The organism is Bacillus sp. 5mfcol3.1 (assembly GCF_900114335.1).
GTDB classification, from domain to species: domain Bacteria; phylum Bacillota; class Bacilli; order Bacillales; family Bacillaceae_G; genus Bacillus_A; species Bacillus_A thuringiensis_S.
Map to the genome: position 1 here is coordinate 80,388 of NZ_FOST01000005.1, position 19,138 is coordinate 99,525.

Sequence of the window (19,138 nt, forward strand, 5' to 3'; positions counted from 1 at the left end):
TTGTAGCCTCATTTAAAAAATAACAGCGAATGCTCTTGCGAAAGCACCGTCACTATCTTTAATTTTTAAAGGTGCTGCCGAGAAAAAGAAGCGTTTCGCTTCGATAGCATCTAGATTTGTTAAGTTTTCAATTAAATAAATATTATTCCCTAGCAATATGTGATGGATCGGTGATGTTTCTGTCGTTACTTCATCAGGAGAAATGAAATCTAAACCGATAGATTTTACTTTTAATTGAACTAATTCTTCAGCTAACTCTTCAGAAAGATAAAATGCTTCTTTCTCATAAGCTTCCGTATTCCATTTAGTGGATAGATTGGAATGAAAAATAACAATATCACCTTCGTTTATGTCAGCATTATGCAATACTGCCTTAGGTAATTTTCGCTCTTTAATGTGAGTTACATCGATAAGAACGGCTTCGCCTACAAATTGATCAAGGGGTAATTGATCGATGGTCGTTGCGCCTGAAATAAAATGCGCAGGTGCATCACAATGCGTGCCCACATGAACGACGGAATGAAAATCTGTAACTTGATAGCCTGCTTCTTCAACGCTTGTAACAGCTTCTAGTTGTATTTTTGGTGTTCCAGGAAATTGAGACATATTATTTTCAAATGTTTGCGATAGATCAATTACTTTCATTTTACATACCTCCAATATATGTTTTTCAAATAATAAAAAGCTCATCCTTCAATATCAAGAAAGATGAGCTTTGCATGCTAGTTGAGTTTTATCTTCCAAAATGCAATGCATTTTGCAGGAATTAGCACCTATTCAGTTTGTATAAACTGAGGTTGCTGGGCTTCAAAGGGCCGGTCCCTCTGCCTCTCTTGATAAAGAAGTATTCAGTTTTTAAAATCGGAATTTTCCGATAGTTAAATTGTAATTCATTTCCTTTTTGTGTGCAATACAAAATAGGTATTCACCCAAATAAAGCCGCTCGCATATTGTAGCTTATGTAAATACAATGCTGCGAAGGAGTGAGTGCAGTGACAGGAAATGTATTGAATTATTATGCTGGTGGTAATACAGCTAGAGGATTTCATAATTTATACGAAGAGAATTTAAAAGAATTAGACAGATTATTTATCTTAAAGGGTGGTCCAGGAACGGGGAAATCTTCTTTAATAAAGGCAATCGGTCGTGAATGGGTTGAAAAAGGATATGATATCGAATTTTTACATTGTTCTTCTGACAATAAATCGGTTGATGGTGTAATTATCCCAAAATTAAAAGTAGGAATTGTTGATGGGACATCACCGCATGTTATTGAGCCAAAAATGCCAGGAGTTGTTGAAGAGTATATAAATTTAGGAATTGCTTGGGACTCAGATAAACTAAGAAAGCAGAAGTTAGAAATTGAAAGATTTGTTTCAGAAGCAAGCAAAGCTTTTCAGTCTGCTTACGCACGTTTTAAAGAGGCATTGGTTATACATGATGAGTGGGAGAAGATATATATTGATAATATAGATTTTAATAAAGCGAATGAACTAACCGATCAGCTAATCCAGAAATTATTTGCAGATAAAAGCGGGAGACAATCTCTTGTAAAACATCGTTTTTTAGGAGCTGCTACACCGAAAGGAGCAGTTGATTTTGTCCCTAATTTAACAGAAGGGTTACCACATCGTTATTTTATAAAAGGGCGCCCAGGTTCTGGAAAATCAACGATGCTCAAAAAGTTAGCTAAGGCAGCTGAAGAAAAGGGGTTTGAAGTTGAAGTATATCATTGCGGATTTGACCCGAATAGTCTTGATATGGTTATCGTAAGAGAATTAGGTTTTGCAATTTTTGATAGCACGGCACCACATGAATATTTTCCAAGTCGCGAGGGTGATGAAATTATTGATATGTATGCCCTTATTGTTACGCCAGGGACGGATGAGAAATATGCGAAGGAAATTCGTGATGTTTCCATTCAATATAAAGCAAAAATGAATGAGGCGATGTCTTTCTTAGCGAAAGCAAAATCGGTTCGTGATAAATTAGAACGAATTTATATTGCTGCTATGGATTTTTCAATAGTAGATGCATATAAAGAGGAGATTCAAAAAGAGTTTGAACGAATTGCTACTACTGTAATCGAAAAGCAACAATAGACGTTTCATTAGGCTGTCAGTAATTTCTGACAGTTTTTTTGGTATGTAGTAAAATTAGTATTGTATTTGTCGAATTTCCAAGGAAATAATCAAAAAATGGAGGTGTTATGCAATGAGAGAGAAAATCGAGTTGGAGTTAGAAAGAATTGAAAAAGAGAATGATGTGAAAATTTTATTTGCGGTAGAATCAGGGAGTCGTGCTTGGGGTTTTCCATCGAAAGATAGCGATTATGATGTTAGGTTTGTTTATATACATCCGGTAGAATGGTATTTATCAATTCATGACAAACGAGATGTAATTGAATATCCAATTAGTGATGATTTAGATATAAGTGGTTGGGATATTAAAAAGGCGTTGCAACTATTCGCGAAGTCGAATCCTGCTTTACTTGAGTGGATTCGATCACCAATTTTTTATTCGAAAAACTCTAATTTTCCAGAACTACTTCAACAGATGAGTGAGAAGAATTTTGATCCAAAAGCAACGATATATCATTATTTACATATGGCGTCGAAAAATTATCGTGAATTTTTGCAAGGTGAGAATGTAAAGCTGAAAAAGTACTTTTATGTATTACGTCCCATTTTAGCTTGTAAGTGGCTAGAAGAGAAAACGACTTTACCTCCTGTAGAATTTGACCGATTGATTACAGAATTATCATTAGAACGTAGCGTATTAGATGAAATTGAAAAGTTGTTAATAAAGAAAAAAGCAGGTACTGAATTAGATGTTGGATTGAAAATTAAGGTGCTAAATCAATTTTTAGAAGAACAAATTCATTACTATCAGGAATATGTAAAAGGAATTGAAAAGGGATCAGGAATCGATATTGAGAGTTTAAATACATTGTTTCGAGATATGTTGTTTGAAGCATATGAAAAAGAGCACAAGTAAGTTTGTGCCCTTTTTATTTTGTAGGAATGAAGAAAACAGATATAGCTGCGATAAGACCTGCAAAGGAGAATAAGTAAAAATTCCATGCTAAGTCATATTGCATTGTCATAATAATACCGACGAGAATTGGGCCAGCAATTGCACCAACTCGGCCAAGTCCCAGTCCCCAGCCTAAGGAGGTAGCTCGGATATGTGATGGGAAGTATTGTGTTACATATGCATTTAATATTTGAGTAATACCGACCGATCCAATACCAGCAAGGCCAATTAAAAGATAAATGATTGTAACAGATGGCTTAATTGTTAATAGTCCGATACATATGGCTGCCATAAGATAAGAGATGCTAATAACAATTTTTGCGCCTATACGATCAGCAATTGCTCCAGCGAATAACGCACCAACAGCTGCGGTAATATTTAGCATAAGTAGAAAAGACAGACTAGATCCAAGAGGATATCCCGCCTGGCGCATCATCTGTGGTAACCAAGTGTTTAAACCGTATATTAAAAACATTCCCATTATATAAGTGATCCAAAAAAGTAGTGTTGCTTTTATGTATTCTTTTGAGAATAAAGTAAAAAATCCATTTTTCTTTCGTATAGTAGATGGAGCTTGATGAGTTTTATTTTTTACATGAAATTCAATTTGAAAACGATTAAGGATTTGGTTCACTTCTTCTTGGCGATTACGTGATAATAAAAATTGAATGGACTCAGGTAAATAGCGAATAATGAAAGGAATGAGGAGTAGTGGAATCATTCCGATACCAAACATAATTCTCCATCCGAAATCTTCTAACATAAACATAGACAAAATAGCACCTAATACGATACCTAAAGGATAGCCAGTAAACATAAGAGCATAAATAAAAGATTGCCTTTTTTTTGGTGAATATTCAACAGTAAGTGCTGAAGCCGTTGGGATAACACCGCCTAATCCGATTCCTCCTATAAATCGAGATAATCCAAATAACTCAGGAGAAGAAGCGATAGCCGCTAAACCCATTGTGATAGAAAAAAGTGCTAAACAGCATATAAGCGTCCATTTACGCCCAATTAGATCTGTAATCGTTCCAACTAGAATAGCCCCAATAAACATCCCAAATAAAGCATAGCTTGCAATTGTACCAGCGTGCGCTGGTGATAGCGCCCAGCTTTTGTCTTCTAGGAGCTTTGGTAGAACGGCACCGTAAATACCTAAATCATATCCATCAGCTAAAATGGCTAGCCAACAAATAAAAACAACAAGTTTTGTAATAGAGCTTGAAAAGATAGTTTCTGTAGATTCTAGATGAGGTGGAGCTGAAGGTTGCATAATATTCACCCCTTTTAATTTGTAGATGAATATATTATTTTATTTAATGTTAATATTTTCCTTCCTGTGTCGAAATTTATCTGAACAGGTTTTATAACAAATAAAGAAGTTCAACCGTAATTCTGTTGAACTTCTTTATTTGTTTACTCATTATCAACGCGTTTTAACGGTTGATCTGCTGGGCCTTCAAGAACGTCTCCCTCAATTGAAAAACGAGAACCATGGCAAGGACAATCCCAAGTACAATCACCATTATTCCATTCAACTTCACAGCCGAGATGTGTACAAGTTGTATCGACGATATGTAATTTTCCTTCTTTGTCCTTATAAGCACCTGCTCGTTTACCGTTAACATGTACGACAGATCCTTCACCAACTTCGAGATCTTCTGGCTTACGTAATGCGGTTTCAATCTTTCCTTCAATTAAATGTTTCGCAACATCAATGTTCTGGGAGAGGAACGTTTTTATATCTGGATTTGCATGGAAGCGTGATGGTGCATACAGTTCTTTATAGGGACTGTGGACTTTTAAGATGGAGTCCTTCAGTAGGTGAGCGGCAGCAGTTCCAGTTGTCATGCCCCATTTGCGATATCCAGTTGCAACAAAGATATTTGGATTTCTTTCGTTAATATGTCCGATATAAGGAAGCTTATCTAGAGTGATTAAATCTTGTGCTGACCATCTATAAGGAACCTCGTCTATTCCAAAAGTTGCTTCAGCAAAAGAATAGAGTGCTTCATAATGAAGCATCGTATTTATTCCTTGTCCTGTTTTATGACTCTCTCCGCCAATCAAAATTAATTTTTCTCCATTGTTTGTTATATAGCGTAAGGAGCGCTTTGGATCATCAATACTTAAATACATGCCACCTGGATAATCCGTTTTTGCTTTTATTGCAAGAGCGTAGGAGCGTTCTGCGTACATTCGCGTAAAGAAAAAGCTATTTGCATCATAAAAAGGAAAATGTGAACAAGAGACGACATATTCACAAGTGATATGATGGCCCTCTTTTGTAATTATTTGTGGATGATCTCCCTTTTCCACATCCATAGCTGTTGTTTGTTCGTAGAGCTTTCCGCCCATCTCCACAAACTTTTCTAAAAGTGTTTTTAAATAAAGAAGGGGATGGAATTGTGCTTGATTTTTCATTATAAGCGCAGATTGTACTGGAATAGGAATCGATAGAGATTGAACATAGTCACAAGGTATATTTAATTTTTGATAAGCTTCATATTCTTTCGATAAATTTCTTAATCCGTTATCGGTAGTTGTATATAAATATGAATCTTCATTTGAGAAATTACAGTCGATTTTATATGTTTGAACAGTTTCATTTATGAATTGTAGAGCCTGATTATTTGATTCATAGTAAAGCCCGGCCTTTTCTACACCGAAATGGTTTATTAATTCATCATAAATAAGATCATGTTGTGCTGTTACTTTCGCTGTTGTATGCCCAGTCGTTCCGTTTAAAATACGACCAGAATCAATTAAAACAACATCGATGCCTTCTTTTGCAAGTAAATAGGCAGTAGTAATACCTGTAATACCAGCACCGATAATAGCAACTTTTGTCTTTATATTTTCGGATAAACGAGGGAAAGTAGGAAACTGAGTAGATTCAATCCAATAAGATAGCGGCAGTTGTGGAAATGTATCACTTGTCATTGCGGAAACCTCCTGATTTTAGAACAATTTTCCTTTTAATATTTCCATAATATATGAAATTCATGTGTGTTGTTTTAGAAGTAGTCTATTTTTATTAAAAGAGGTTATAAATTATTTTAATATAATTAATTAGATGGGGCATTATGAAGTGGTAGGATTTATATAAAACTAAATTCAAGTGATTCTGTTTGTTGATTACATAGGGAGTTATTGAATGAGATAGAGTCTATGGCGTTTAAGAAAATGTCTATATATAGTGGGTAAATCCTTATGGAATCTATACATTTTCTTTAGTGAAATAAAGTATGATTATAAAAATATAACCACCTTTTATTACTAGGTCATAAAAGGTGTTGACAATATAGAAATTCTATTGTTATGATTCATCATGTGGAAAGGTTGATAGAGAGTAAAAAGAGAAATGTTTTTCATTGATAATAAAAGCGAAAAATAAGTGACGATAGAGTGAGTATATTTTCCTTATAATAGATGCTTTTTGGATCATCTAGTAAAATCAATCTGGAAGCAAGAATTGATATATGTAAGTTGCGCAAGGCGCGGCATAAGAAAGGAGCAAAAGGATGAAGGAGCTTCATACGTTTGGGTGGTATGCAGCACGTGTATCACCACATTTGCCGAAAAAAGCATTTAAACCAGTGCCTACTCGTTTATTTGGTGGACTGGCTTATTTGCTTGTGGCATTGGCGGGGTTAATATCGATTGGTGTATTTGAATTGAATGTGTGGGCGAATCTAGGAATTGCGATTGTTCTTGGATTATGTTTTGCTTCACTTGGATTTTTAGGGCATGAAATTTTACATGGAACTGTTGTAAGAAAGGCATGGCTTCGTGACTTCTTAGGCGCGATTGCATTTATGCCATTATCAACAGGGCCAAAGCTTTGGAGAAAGTGGCATAATGCAACGCATCATGTTCATACACAGCATGAAGAGAATGATCCGGATGCATGGCCGACACTTGAGAAACTTAAGAAGAGTAAGTTTTTGAGTTGGGTATATCGTATGCCTCTACATGTACGTTCATTCTTTAGTTTTCTGTCACTAACAATTCAATTTACATTGCATTCGACTCGAATGTTCTTTCATTTTATAAAAGAGTTCAAGTCATCCAATCAAAAATCTGTATGGCTTCAACTTCTTTTGCCTTGGACAGTTTGGATTAGTTTATTGTTTATTATGGGACCTGGAAAATGGTTATTTGCATATGTCATTCCGTTGTTAATTGCTAACTTTATTGTAATGGCATATATCGCAACAAATCACCGCTTAAATCCAATTGTTCCAGTAAATGATCCGTTAGCAAACTGTTTATCAGTAACAGTGCCGCGCTGGGTAGACGTTTTACATTTCAATTTCTCATATCATACAGAACACCATCTGTTTCCTGCTATGAGCTCTAAATACTATCCGTTAGTAAAAGAGAAGATTAAAGAAATGTGGCCGGAACGTTATCACGAAATGCCGATGACAAAAGCATTAGCAGCCCTATGGAATACACCACGTGTGTATTATCACGGAAGTGAATTAGTGGATCCGCATAGAGAGCATTTCTATGGTTCTTTAGGAAATGGACTAGATCCTCATAATATTTCATATCGTGAGGAACATATAGAGGAAGACGAGAGTATTAAAAAAGTAAATCAGTAAAAATTAATATATTTTTGCAGTGAAAAAGCAAGCCATCTCAGGCTTGCTTTTTCTTATAAAGAAACTTCCTTTTTGTTCTTTTTATGGACTTGGACGGAGTTAGTTTCTTTTCGTTGTAATCGTTTTTCTAAAAGATTAACAAAATAAGTAAATAGAAGAACAAGTACGAGATAGTATGCACCAACGATTATGTAAGTATCTAATTGTTGGAAGTTACCTGCTGCAATTGATAAACCTGATCCCCATAATTCGGACATTCCTACATAAGCAACAAGTGAAGAATCTTTTAATCCGATAATAAATTGGTTTCCTAGAGGAGGAAGAGACAGACGAAATGCTTGTGGTAATATAATTCGTCGCATAGCTAAAGGATAAGGCATGCCTAAAGAGCGAGCTGCTTCTAATTGTCCCCGGTCAACGGATTGAATAGATCCACGGAAAATTTCCGTAATATATGCACCGTTATGAATTGCTAAAGCGATTGCTCCTGCCCAAAAAGGGGTGAAAACAACAACGGATGTAATTCCAAAATAGAGAATGGCAATTTGAACAATTAAAGGTGTACCACGAATAATAGCAATGTAGACATGAGCGATACTATTTAAAACTTTATTGTTAGAGATTCGAAAGAAAGCGAATAATAATCCAATTAATGAACCGAGTACTAGGGAAGTTAATGTTAATTGTAATGTGACAATAGTAGCCTTTAAGAGTGTGGGATAGGAAGAGATAAAAATTTCAAACATGCGTTTCACCTCATATTGTATAGATTTTAGTAGAGAATGAAATGCCCCACATAAAATGAATACTTAATCAGTGGGGCACTGTTTATGAATCTTTTGAATGGCTAACTTACTAACTTACTAACTTACTTACTTCGTTTTTTCCTCTTCACCAAGAATATTACGCCCGAACCATTTTTTACTGATCTTTTCATACGTACCATCTTTAATGATTTCATCTAACGCTTTATTTACTTTCTCAACCATTTCTTTATCATCTTTGCGAATAGCAATTCCCATTTCATCAAGATTTAATGGTTTTCCGGCTTCTTTTATATTCGATTTTCCTTCTTTTATCATACGTAGACCAACCATTTGATCCGTAATTACTGCATCAACACGCCCAGGCTCTAAATCCATAAGAGCAGTAATATCACTGTCATATTCTGTGATTTGATCTGTATATTTTGCAACAAGATTTTTAAAGGTACTAGCTTTTACAACACCAATTTTCTTACCTTTTAAATCTTCTGGAGAAGAGATAGCGGTATTCTTTTTAGCCACAAAAATTTGGGCGCCAGACCGATAGTACGGATTTGAGAAACTAACAGCTTTTAAGCGCTCCTCTGTAATTGCCATACTACCCAGTATTACATCATATTTCTTCGCTTGAAGACCTTGAATTAGCGTTTCCCATGGGTTTGTAACTGGCGTAGCCTTCATGTTCATCTTTTTAGCAAGAGCTTCACCGATTTCTACATCAAAGCCGACAAGTTTGCCGTCATTTTCTTTATAGTTAAAAGGTTTGTATAATCCACTCATCGCATAGCGAAATTCTTTTTCACCATTTGATGAAGTAGTAGAGCTTTCTTTGCTACAAGCTCCTAGTATGAAAGATGTACATAGTGTAATGCTAGCAACAATGGTTAATAGTTTCCTTTTCATAAAACCCCTCCTATATATTGATCATACGGATGGTTTTTTAGTATGTTATTGAAATAGTTTATTTGGATGATTAGTTGTGCACCGTATGAATGTATTCCTTTTCGTTTGAAACAGAAGTTACATTATAAAACGTTGCGTAAAAATTGTTTTGCCCGTTCATGTGATGGAGCTGAAAAGAATTGTGCTGGCGGAGCATCTTCTACAATCTTTCCATCATCCATAAAGATGACGCGATCAGCTACATCTCTTGCGAAATTCATTTCATGAGTAACAATAACCATTGTCATCCCTTCTTCAGCAAGTTCTTTCATAACTTGCAATACTTCTCCAACAAGTTCAGGGTCTAAAGCTGAGGTAGGCTCATCAAATAGCATAATCTTAGGGCTCATTGCAAGAGCTCGTGCAATGGCAATGCGCTGTTTTTGACCACCTGAAAGAAGATGAGGAGTTACATCCGCTTTATCTTGAAGGCCGACTTTTTGGAGAAGTTGATTTCCAATATCCTTTGCATTTGCTTTCTCTAATTTTTTTACGTGAATAGGTGCTTCTATGATGTTTTCTAGTGAGGTCATATGAGGAAAGAGGTTAAAGTGCTGAAAAACCATACCGACATTTTCACGGACTTTATTTAAATTTGAATGCTTTGGATCAATTCGCTCACCTTGTAAGTGAATTTCGCCTTCATCGTACATTTCTAAAAAGTTAAGACAGCGAAGTAATGTACTTTTACCAGAACCACTGGCACCAATTAAAACAACAACTTCTTTTTCTTTTACTTCTAAATCAATTCCTTTTAACACATCAAGTGAACCGAATGATTTTACTAGATTTCGAACTTGAATCATACAAAACCCCCAGTTAAAAATATATTTTACAAATGTTGCCCCTTATTTCTGTTATTAGTCACAAATTGTCAGAATCCTTTATTTTTTTCGTGCAATTTGATATTCAAAGAAATAATAATTTTTAAAATCCCTATATCCTTCTATAATGAAAATATGGATAATAATATATAGGTAGTATTTATATTGCTTATAAAAAGGGGGAAAGGGAAGATGGAAAAAGAAAGGAAAACATTTTCTTTTGGATTACGTACACAACTTATGCTATTCACTACAGTTTTAGCTTTCATTACATATTCAACAAGTATATTTTTTATTTACGTGATATACGATTATTTTCAAAGTTATGTAAGTCAAACTGTATATAATATTCTTGTTATGTTATTAGGGGTAGTATGGTCTGGGATTTTAGCATATGGAGCAGCCGTATTTTTAATTAAACCGCTTCGAAAGTTAGAGGAGGCGGCAAGAAAAGCAGCTGATGGTGATATTCGTGAAGATGTTCCATTACCGAAGACAGATGATGAAATTAAATCTTTAAGTGTTGCATTTAATATGATGTTAGGAAACTTAAGGGGCATGGTAAAAAATATTGATACAACATTTTCTTATACAAACAATCAAGTACAGCAGATTAGAAAACAAACAGGAGAAGCAACGAGACAAGCGCAAGGTGTATCTGAGACTCTTGCAGAGATTTCTTCAGGCGCTGAGCAATCAGCAGCATCAATTCAAGCAATTGTTTCTGCTGTTGATACAACGACGTCTATTGCAAGTGAAGTAGAAGAAAAAGCGAAGCAGTCTGATACGTTGTCTTCAGAAATGGTTCAAGCTTTAGGGCATAGTACTCGTGTCTTTACGTCTTTAATTCAAGGTATTCAAACATTGGCAAAAGAAAATGAAGATTCAATGCAAAATGTACAGAAGTTAGAAGAACGAATGAAACAAGTAGAACATATTGTGTCTGTTGTGAGTGCGATTGCTAGCCAAACGAATTTATTAGCACTAAATGCTTCTATTGAGGCAGCTCGCGCAGGAGAGCATGGAAGAGGTTTTGCGGTTGTTGCGGAAGAAGTACGTAAACTTGCTGATGAAAGTGATCATTCTGCAAGAAACATATCTCAGTTATTACGGAATATGCAAGATGAAGTACAACAAGTTGCAATGAAAATGACAGAACAAGTGAAAATAGCTAAAGAAGAGGCGAAACGTGGGGAAGCTACGGAATTAATTTTAAAAGAAATGTCATCAAGTGTTATGGAAGTAGCCGATGCAACTCAGCAAATTAGTAGTTATATGAATGAACAAGTGAGCCACATTCATCAAACAGGAGCACAAACAAAAGCTGTAGCAGCAATTGCTGAAGAAACGTCAGCTGGTTCGCAAGAAGTGGCGCGTGTGACGCTACAACAGTCTAAAAATATGATAGTAATCGATCAATTATTAAAAGATTTAGAGAAGCAAGCAACTGATTTGAAACAAACAATTGAACGATTTTCAATGTAAAAGGAAGAACAGAATGCTGTTCTTCTCTTTTTTATTTAGTTTGATTTAATATTTACAGTTAAACTATGAACGTTTCCGCAACATTCTTTTCTCTCCCTTTCGGATGAAAATTATAGCGAGCTATAATATTAAAAGGGGTGTCTTTTATGAAAAAAGAAAAAAGACAACGGTTAATTAAACAATTTGTAAAGGAGTATGAAATAGATAAGCAAGAAAGATTAGTAGAATTGTTAGCAAAAAAAGATGTATTAGTAACACAAGCTACGGTTTCTCGCGATATTCGTGAGTTAAACTTAACGAAGGTACCTTCTCAAGAAGGATTAATGATATATAAAGTTTTCTCAGAAGAGCATTTACAAACTGATATAAAGTTAAAGAAAAAATTACGAGAAGTTGTTGTGAAAATTGATTGTGTAGATCAATTAATGGTTATTAAAACATTACCTGGTAATGCACATGTTATTGGTGTTTTATTTGATGAGTTAGATTGGAAAGAAAAAATAGGATGTATATGTGGAAATGATACATGCCTTATAATTTCACAGTCGAAATCAGATAGGGAGATTATAGAAGAAAGATTAAATTTAATTATTTAGATGTAAAAATCCTGTTTTTAATAAAATTAAAAACAGGATTTTTGTTTAAATACGGAAGTTGAATATTCAACATATATGCGTAATATATGTGTTTTTTATTGAAAAAGCGAGAGAGTTTGTTATAAAAATACAAATTTGTATGATTTTTAAAAAATAACTTGTTTAATATTTCACAATGATAATGTGGATGCTTTCACAAAGATGAAAGTGCAGAGCATTTATTATGTACTTGTAAGACATCAAACATATTTAAAAGGAGGTACAACAAATGAAACATCCGATACATGTTACTTCAGAAATTGGGGAATTACAAACGGTTTTATTAAAACGACCGGGTAAAGAAGTGGAAAACTTGACGCCAGATTATTTGCAGCAATTATTATTTGATGATATTCCATACTTACCAATTATTCAAAAAGAGCATGATTATTTTGCACAAACGTTACGCAATCGGGGTGTTGAAGTTCTTTATTTAGAAAAACTAGCCGCTGAGGCGTTAGTAGATAAAAAACTTCGAGAAGAATTTGTTGATCGTATTTTAAAAGAAGGACAGGCTGACGTAAATGTTGCACATCAAACTTTAAAAGAATATTTACTTTCCTTTTCAAATGAAGAATTAATTCAAAAAATTATGGGCGGTGTACGGAAAAACGAAATTGAAACAAGTAAGAAGACACATTTATATGAATTAATGGAAGATCATTATCCGTTTTACTTAGATCCAATGCCTAATTTATATTTTACTCGTGATCCAGCAGCTAGCGTGGGCGATGGCTTAACGATAAATAAGATGAGAGAACCAGCGCGTAGACGTGAATCATTATTCATGGAGTACATCATTAAATATCACCCAAGATTTGCAAAACATAATGTACCAATCTGGTTAGATCGTGATTATAAATTTCCAATTGAAGGTGGCGACGAGCTAATTTTAAATGAAGAAACAATTGCGATTGGAGTGTCTGCTCGTACTTCAGCTAAAGCAATTGAACGTTTAGCTAAAAATCTCTTTAGCCGACAAAATAAAATTAAGAAAGTGTTAGCAATAGAAATTCCAAAATGCCGAGCATTTATGCATTTAGATACAGTATTTACAATGGTTGATTATGACAAGTTTACAATTCATCCAGCCATTCAAGGGCCAAAAGGGAATATGAATATTTATATTTTAGAAAAAGGATCAGATGAGGAAACTCTTAAAATTACACATCGTACTTCTTTAATGGAAGCATTAAAAGAGGTATTAGGCTTAAGTGAATTAGTTCTTATTCCATGTGGAGGAGGAGATGTAATTGCTTCTGCTCGTGAACAATGGAATGATGGCTCGAACACATTAGCAATCGCACCAGGTGTAGTTGTTACATATGATCGCAACTATGTATCCAATACGTTATTACGGGAGCACGGTATAGAAGTAATTGAAGTGCTAAGTTCGGAATTATCTCGTGGTCGTGGGGGTCCACGTTGCATGAGTATGCCAATTGTTCGTAAAGATATTTAGTATAAATAACGGAGAAAGTAGGGATGAAGTATGTTAATGACTAGACCAAATTTAAAAGGAAGAAGCTTTCTAGCAGAAAAAGATTTTACACAAGAAGAATTGTTATATTTTCTAGATTTGGCAGCAGAATTAAAAGAGAAAAAGAAAAATGGTATCCCGCATCATTATTTAGAAGATAAGAATGTAGCGCTCTTATTTGAAAAAACCTCCACTCGTACGCGCTGTGCATTTACAGTAGCATGTACAGATTTAGGGGCGAATCCTGAATATTTAGGGAAAGGTGATATTCAGCTTGGGAAAAAAGAATCCGTAGAGGATACAGCAAAAGTGTTAGGGCGTATGTTTGACGGAATTGAGTTTCGTGGATTTAATCATGAGACTGTAGAATCTTTAGCACAAAATTCTGGTGTGCCAGTTTGGAATGGATTAACAGACATGTGGCATCCAACACAAACACTAGCAGATTTATTAACAATTAGAGAACATGTAGGGAAGTTGAAAAATGTGAAGCTCGTTTACGTTGGAGATGGACGAAATAATGTTGCTAATAGCTTACTAGTTGGTGGAGCAATCGTTGGAATGGATGTACGTATTTGCACACCAGAATCTTTATGGCCTGCACAAGAAGTAATTGATTTAGCAAAAAAATATAATGAACAGGTAATGATAACAAGTAATGTGGAAGAAGCTGTTGCGAATGCAGATGTAATTTATACAGATGTATGGGTGTCTATGGGGGAAGAAGAAAAATTTGCTGAACGTGTCGAGTTATTGAGACCTTATCAAGTAAATATGAAAATGATTAAAGAAACAGGGAATGAAAACGTGATTTTCTTACATTGTTTACCTGCATTTCATGATGTTGAAACGATGTATGGCGAAGAAGTTTACGAGAAATATGGGTTGAAAGAAATGGAGGTAACTGACGAAGTATTCCGCAGTAAACATTCAAAAGTATTTGATCAAGCTGAAAATAGAATGCATACAATTAAAGCGGTTATGGCAGCTACTTTAGGAAACATGGAGTAAAGAAGAAAGGGAGTCTTCCTTTCTTCTTTCTCCTCCTTTAGACACTATCATTCACTATTGCTTTTGTATTGTTATTGCAATTAAAGAGAGGTGAGTGGAATGGGTGAAGATAAGAAATTAGGGTTGTTTACACTAACGGCTCTTGTAGTTGGGTCTATGATTGGCGGTGGAGCCTTTAATTTAGCGAGTGATATGGCAAAAGGTGCTGGTGCTGGAGCCATTATTATTGGCTGGGTTATAACAGGAATTGGGATGATTGCACTTGGATTATCTTTTCAAAATCTAACTGTAAAACGGCCAGATTTAGATGGTGGTATTTTTAGCTATGCAAAAGCAGGATTTGGTAATTTTATGGGATTTAATAGTGCGTGGGGATACTGGCTATCTGCTTGGCTTGGGAATGTAGCTTACGGTACATTATTATTTTCTTCATTAGGATATTTCTTCCCGATCTTTGAAGGCGGTCAAAATGTAGAATCCATTATTGGTGCAAGCGTATTATTGTGGTGTGTTCACATGTTAATTTTACGTGGAGTTCAATCAGCAGCACTTGTGAATTTAGTAACTACAATCGCAAAATTAGTACCTGTATTTGTATTTATTGTCATAGGAATCTTCGCGTTTCATATTGATACATTCTTAGATGGATTTTGGGGGCAAACTGGTTCTTTTTCATGGGGAGCAGTTGGCAGCCAAGTTAAAAGTACAATGCTTGTAACTCTATGGGTATTTATTGGGGTAGAAGGGGCGGTTGTTTTATCCAGTCGAGCAAAAAATAGAAGTGATGTAGGGAAAGCAACGGTTATTGGCTTAATTGGTACACTCATCATTTACATTTTAATCACATTATTGTCTCTTGGACTTATGCAGCAAGCAGATATTGCTGGTTTGAAAAATCCAGCTATGGCTTATTTATTTGAAAGTGTTGTTGGAAAATGGGGTGCTATCTTTATAAATTTAGGTTTGGTCATCTCTGTATTAGGTGCTTGGTTAGGTTGGACTTTGCTCGCTTCTGAAATTCCATATTTAGCGGCTAAAGATGGAGTATTTCCAAAATGGTTCGCAAAAGAAAATAAAAATAAGGCTCCAGTAAATTCATTATGGATAACAAATGGTTTAATTCAAATATTCTTGTTAACATTCGTCGTTTCTGATCAGGCGTATAACTTTGCATTCTCTTTAGCATCTTCAGCCATTTTAATTCCATATGCTTTTTCAGCATTTTATCAACTGAAGCATAGCTTAAAATCTGAAGAAGTAGATCGAAATAAAAATATAATAATTGGTTTGATAGCAAGTATTTATGGTGTGTGGTTAGTTTATGCAGCTGGTTTAGAGTATTTATTATTAACAATGACTTTATATGCGCCAGGTATTTTTATTTTTTACAATGTTCAAAAGCAAAAGAGTTCGAAGCAAATATTTACTCGAGTGGAATTAGCATCATCCGTAGCAATTGGTGCTTTAGCATTCTTTGCGATTTATGGATTAATTACAGGCAGTATTACTTTATAAAGCGCTGTGAAAGCGAAATGAACTGGAGGGCTGAAATATGGCACGAAGAAAAATTGTAGTTGCACTAGGGGGAAATGCGATACAGTCTGGAGAAGCTACTGCGGGAGCGCAGCAAGAAGCGTTGGAAAAAACGGCGGAACAACTTGTGAAAATAATGGAAAATGATGTGGATATAGTAATTGCGCATGGAAATGGCCCACAAGTGGGGAATATTTTATTACAGCAAAAAGCTGCAGAAACGGAAAAGACACCTGCAATGCCATTAGATACTTGTGGGGCAATGAGCCAAGGGATGATTGGATATTGGATGGAAAATGCGATTGAAAAGGCATTAAAAAAACGGAATATACAAAAAGATGTAGCAACGGTTATAACGCGCGTTGTTGTGGACAAAAAAGATGAGGCATTTAAAAATCCAACTAAACCAATTGGTCCTTTTTATACAGAGGAAGAGGCCAGAAGATTAATGGATGAAACAAAAGCAGTGTTTAAAGAAGATGCTGGTAGAGGATGGAGACGTGTTGTTCCATCACCGAAGCCTGTAAGTATTCATGAACATAAAGTGATTAATTCTTTGGTGGAAGATGGAAACATAGTGATAGCTGTTGGCGGGGGTGGAATTCCAGTAATTGATTCCGAAGAAGGGTTAAAAGGAACTGAAGCGGTTATCGATAAAGATTTCGCTGCGCAGAAATTAGCAGAATTAGTAGATGCCGATACGCTCGTTATTTTAACTGCAGTTGATCATGTGTATGTAAATTATAATCAACCGAATCAAAAAAAATTAGAGCATGTCACAGTGAATCAATTAGAAGAATATATTGAAGAACAACAATTTGCTGCGGGAAGCATGCTTCCAAAAATTGAAGCTGCTATTAATTTTGTTAATACAAATCCAAAAAGAAAAACAATTATTACGTCTTTAGAAAAAGTATATGAAGCACTAGAAGAAAAAGCTGGTACTATTATTTCAAAACAGAATGTATGCATGTATGTTTAAATTATTATGTACGCTACTTAGTAGTAAAAAAAAGAATGAGGTTAATAACTTCATTCTTTTTATTTATTAATATTTTTTGTACTCATTGTTCATAAAGTTTTCATGATGAAATCTGAATATATAAGTTAATTATGATAAAATTCAAATTGAATACGCTTTCTTGATTTTTCGCTCCAACATACAGCAAGAGAGAGGGAATTTTATGAATAGACGGAACGTAGTGAAAGACTTAAAGCAGTTCGAATTATTTGCTCATTTAACAGAAAAAAAATTGAAAGGCTTAACAGAGTTTGTTTATTGGCGAACTTATAAAAAAGGTCAATTTTTATTTTTAGAAGGGGATTCAAGGGAAAGAATTTACTTCATGTTAGATGGTTTTGTAAAGTTAGAGCGGGTTAATCAAAATGGGAACTTATTATACGATGACTATGTAAAGCGGTATTCTATTTTTCCTTATGGTGGTATGTTTACAGACAGAGGATATAACTATACAGCAGAAGCAATGACGGATGTGGAGGTATATTATATTCCAACGGTAATCTTTGAAGATATGGTAAAATCCAGCAGAACGCAATTGATGTACGTTGTTCAGCAATTATCATCTATATTAAAATTGAATGAAAATCGAGTGCAAAATATTACAATTCCTAATGCACAAGATCGTGTTATCCAAACGTTAAATTATTTAATGCAGGATTTAGGAGAACAGAGTGGGGAAAAGATTGTAATTTCATGTCCACTTACAACAATTGAAATATCCAAAATATCTGGAACATCTCGAGAGACAGTTAGCAGCGTATTAAAACAATTAAAAAATGATAGCATTGTTACAATTTTAGATAAAAAAATTACAATACACAATCCAACATATTTTGAAGAAATCTCAATGTGAAAATTGTATATTGATTTTTTAATTCATAATGTATATTAATAAGGTTCTTTATATATTTATAAGGAACTTTTTTACGTTATCCTCTATAAAAAGATTGTATAGTATGGTAATAATAGCTAAAATCGATAATAAAAAACAAAGTGAAGGGGAGAAAGAATGATTCGTATTGAGTATGATCGATTAGTAGCTATTTGTTACAGTATAGGGGTTTTGTTATTATTAAAAATTCCAAATGATAATGAATTAATTGGGGAAAAACTATTCAATGTCTATAAGGTTCCGATACATACGTATGTTTATATGGATTATACAGTCTCAAATATATTGATTGTTTCTTTCATACTACATGTAATTGCATTTATATTATTTTTAAAATGGCTAGGAAAAAAGGAGTCTAGTACATTTAGAAAAATGAATAAGATAAAAGTAGTAGGCATTAGTATTTTGATTGTAATGATGCCGTTTATTTTAAATACAATCCTCCAGACATTGAATAAAACATGGTACTATGCAGGAAAAACAGGGGTAGAAGCAATAGAATATAAAAAAGAAGATAGCCAGTGTAGAATGGAGAAAAATGGAGATAATATCCAACCGAAGTGCATTGTTACTTTAAAAAATTATCGTAATCATTCACAAGCATTAAAAGTTGTTTTATATGATAATGCAAACGAGAATTCAAAAAGCTATCCAGTACCGAAACCAGTCTATTTACAAAAACATGAGACAAAGCAATTCGAATTTCAAGTTCCTGTTTCTTATAATAGAGGTATGGAAAAAGATAAAGTACCAAATATTAAATTACATTCATTGCATGAAAATGATACGAAATACAATTAATCTGTAAGTAAAAGTTTATGAGTAGGAGCAAAAATTTGAAACGATATAGAAAATCAACTTGAATCATCCAACATACTGTGAGGTAACGGTATATTGGATGA

At 34.4% G+C, this 19,138-nt stretch carries 17 protein-coding genes and 1 riboswitch; of the genes, 11 read left to right on the plus strand and 6 right to left on the minus strand.

The features are described 5' to 3' along the window. Positions 1–12: 12 nt before the first annotated feature. A complete protein-coding gene (locus tag BM089_RS23110; protein WP_090978202.1) occupies positions 13–645 on the minus strand; it encodes a cyclase family protein in 633 nt (210 codons plus the stop codon). 85 nt (positions 646–730) lie between these two features. Then, positions 731–843, minus strand: a riboswitch (SAM riboswitch). A gap of 149 nt (positions 844–992) precedes the next feature. On the opposite strand from BM089_RS23110, the gene BM089_RS23115 reads away from it, so the two are divergent. Beyond that, positions 993–2,102 (plus strand): PRK06851 family protein, encoded by a 1,110-nt coding sequence (locus BM089_RS23115; protein ID WP_090978204.1) that lies wholly within the window; start codon positions 993–995, stop codon positions 2,100–2,102. 112 nt (positions 2,103–2,214) lie between these two features. After that, positions 2,215–2,997 (plus strand): nucleotidyltransferase domain-containing protein, encoded by a 783-nt coding sequence (locus BM089_RS23120; RefSeq protein ID WP_001208235.1) that lies wholly within the window; start codon positions 2,215–2,217, stop codon positions 2,995–2,997. Between the two features lie 13 nt (positions 2,998–3,010). Here the strand turns inward: BM089_RS23120 and BM089_RS23125 are convergent, their stop codons facing one another. Together BM089_RS23125 and BM089_RS23130 are read right to left on the minus strand one after the other, a co-directional pair. Then, entirely contained in the window at positions 3,011–4,312 is a 1,302-nt protein-coding gene (locus tag BM089_RS23125; protein ID WP_090978205.1) for an MFS transporter, read from the minus strand. A 143-nt stretch (positions 4,313–4,455) separates the two neighbouring features. Then, the gene (locus BM089_RS23130) at positions 4,456–5,982 is read right to left on the minus strand and encodes an FAD-dependent oxidoreductase (RefSeq protein WP_000199977.1); all 1,527 of its coding nucleotides are present in this window, start codon (positions 5,980–5,982) and stop codon (positions 4,456–4,458) included. Positions 5,983–6,563: 581 nt separating this feature from the next. On the opposite strand from BM089_RS23130, the gene BM089_RS23135 reads away from it, so the two are divergent. Continuing rightward, on the plus strand, positions 6,564–7,649 hold the full coding sequence (locus tag BM089_RS23135) for a Delta(10) desaturase DesB (protein WP_000661219.1): 1,086 nt from the start codon (positions 6,564–6,566) through the stop codon (positions 7,647–7,649). A 53-nt stretch (positions 7,650–7,702) separates the two neighbouring features. On the opposite strand, the gene BM089_RS23140 is transcribed toward BM089_RS23135, so the two are convergent. The 3 genes from BM089_RS23140 to BM089_RS23150 form a co-directional block, all read right to left on the minus strand. After that, on the minus strand, positions 7,703–8,395 hold the full coding sequence (locus BM089_RS23140; protein WP_000461535.1) for an amino acid ABC transporter permease: 693 nt from the start codon (positions 8,393–8,395) through the stop codon (positions 7,703–7,705). A gap of 126 nt (positions 8,396–8,521) precedes the next feature. Next, complete coding sequence (locus tag BM089_RS23145) at positions 8,522–9,316, minus strand: ABC transporter substrate-binding protein (RefSeq protein ID WP_000823754.1); 795 nt, start codon at positions 9,314–9,316, stop codon at positions 8,522–8,524. A gap of 122 nt (positions 9,317–9,438) precedes the next feature. Further along, entirely contained in the window at positions 9,439–10,161 is a 723-nt protein-coding gene (locus BM089_RS23150; protein WP_000616921.1) for an amino acid ABC transporter ATP-binding protein, read from the minus strand. A gap of 210 nt (positions 10,162–10,371) precedes the next feature. On the opposite strand from BM089_RS23150, the gene BM089_RS23155 reads away from it, so the two are divergent. The 8 genes from BM089_RS23155 (at position 10,372) to BM089_RS23190 (ending at position 19,037) form a co-directional block, all read left to right on the plus strand. Continuing rightward, entirely contained in the window at positions 10,372–11,664 is a 1,293-nt protein-coding gene (locus BM089_RS23155; RefSeq protein ID WP_000410238.1) for a methyl-accepting chemotaxis protein, read from the plus strand. Between the two features lie 146 nt (positions 11,665–11,810). Continuing rightward, a complete protein-coding gene (gene argR, locus BM089_RS23160; protein ID WP_000711826.1) occupies positions 11,811–12,260 on the plus strand; it encodes an arginine repressor in 450 nt (149 codons plus the stop codon). A 268-nt stretch (positions 12,261–12,528) separates the two neighbouring features. Continuing rightward, the gene (gene arcA / locus BM089_RS23165; RefSeq protein ID WP_000682331.1) at positions 12,529–13,761 is read left to right on the plus strand and encodes an arginine deiminase; all 1,233 of its coding nucleotides are present in this window, start codon (positions 12,529–12,531) and stop codon (positions 13,759–13,761) included. Between the two features lie 30 nt (positions 13,762–13,791). Then, positions 13,792–14,790: an ornithine carbamoyltransferase gene (gene argF, locus BM089_RS23170; RefSeq protein ID WP_000930283.1), complete on the plus strand. Its 999-nt coding sequence runs from the start codon at positions 13,792–13,794 to the stop codon at positions 14,788–14,790. Positions 14,791–14,889: 99 nt separating this feature from the next. After that, the gene (gene arcD, locus BM089_RS23175; protein WP_000503413.1) at positions 14,890–16,305 is read left to right on the plus strand and encodes an arginine-ornithine antiporter; all 1,416 of its coding nucleotides are present in this window, start codon (positions 14,890–14,892) and stop codon (positions 16,303–16,305) included. A gap of 37 nt (positions 16,306–16,342) precedes the next feature. Continuing rightward, positions 16,343–17,305 carry a carbamate kinase gene (gene arcC, locus BM089_RS23180; RefSeq protein WP_000113953.1) on the plus strand — a complete coding sequence of 321 codons (963 nt, stop codon included), beginning with the start codon at positions 16,343–16,345 and terminating at the stop codon, positions 17,303–17,305. A 202-nt stretch (positions 17,306–17,507) separates the two neighbouring features. Further along, a complete protein-coding gene (locus BM089_RS23185; protein ID WP_001081906.1) occupies positions 17,508–18,197 on the plus strand; it encodes a Crp/Fnr family transcriptional regulator in 690 nt (229 codons plus the stop codon). Between the two features lie 156 nt (positions 18,198–18,353). Beyond that, positions 18,354–19,037, plus strand: a complete 684-nt coding sequence (locus BM089_RS23190) for an ABC transporter permease (RefSeq protein WP_090978207.1) — start codon at positions 18,354–18,356, stop codon at positions 19,035–19,037. The last annotated feature ends 101 nt before the right edge of the window (positions 19,038–19,138 follow it).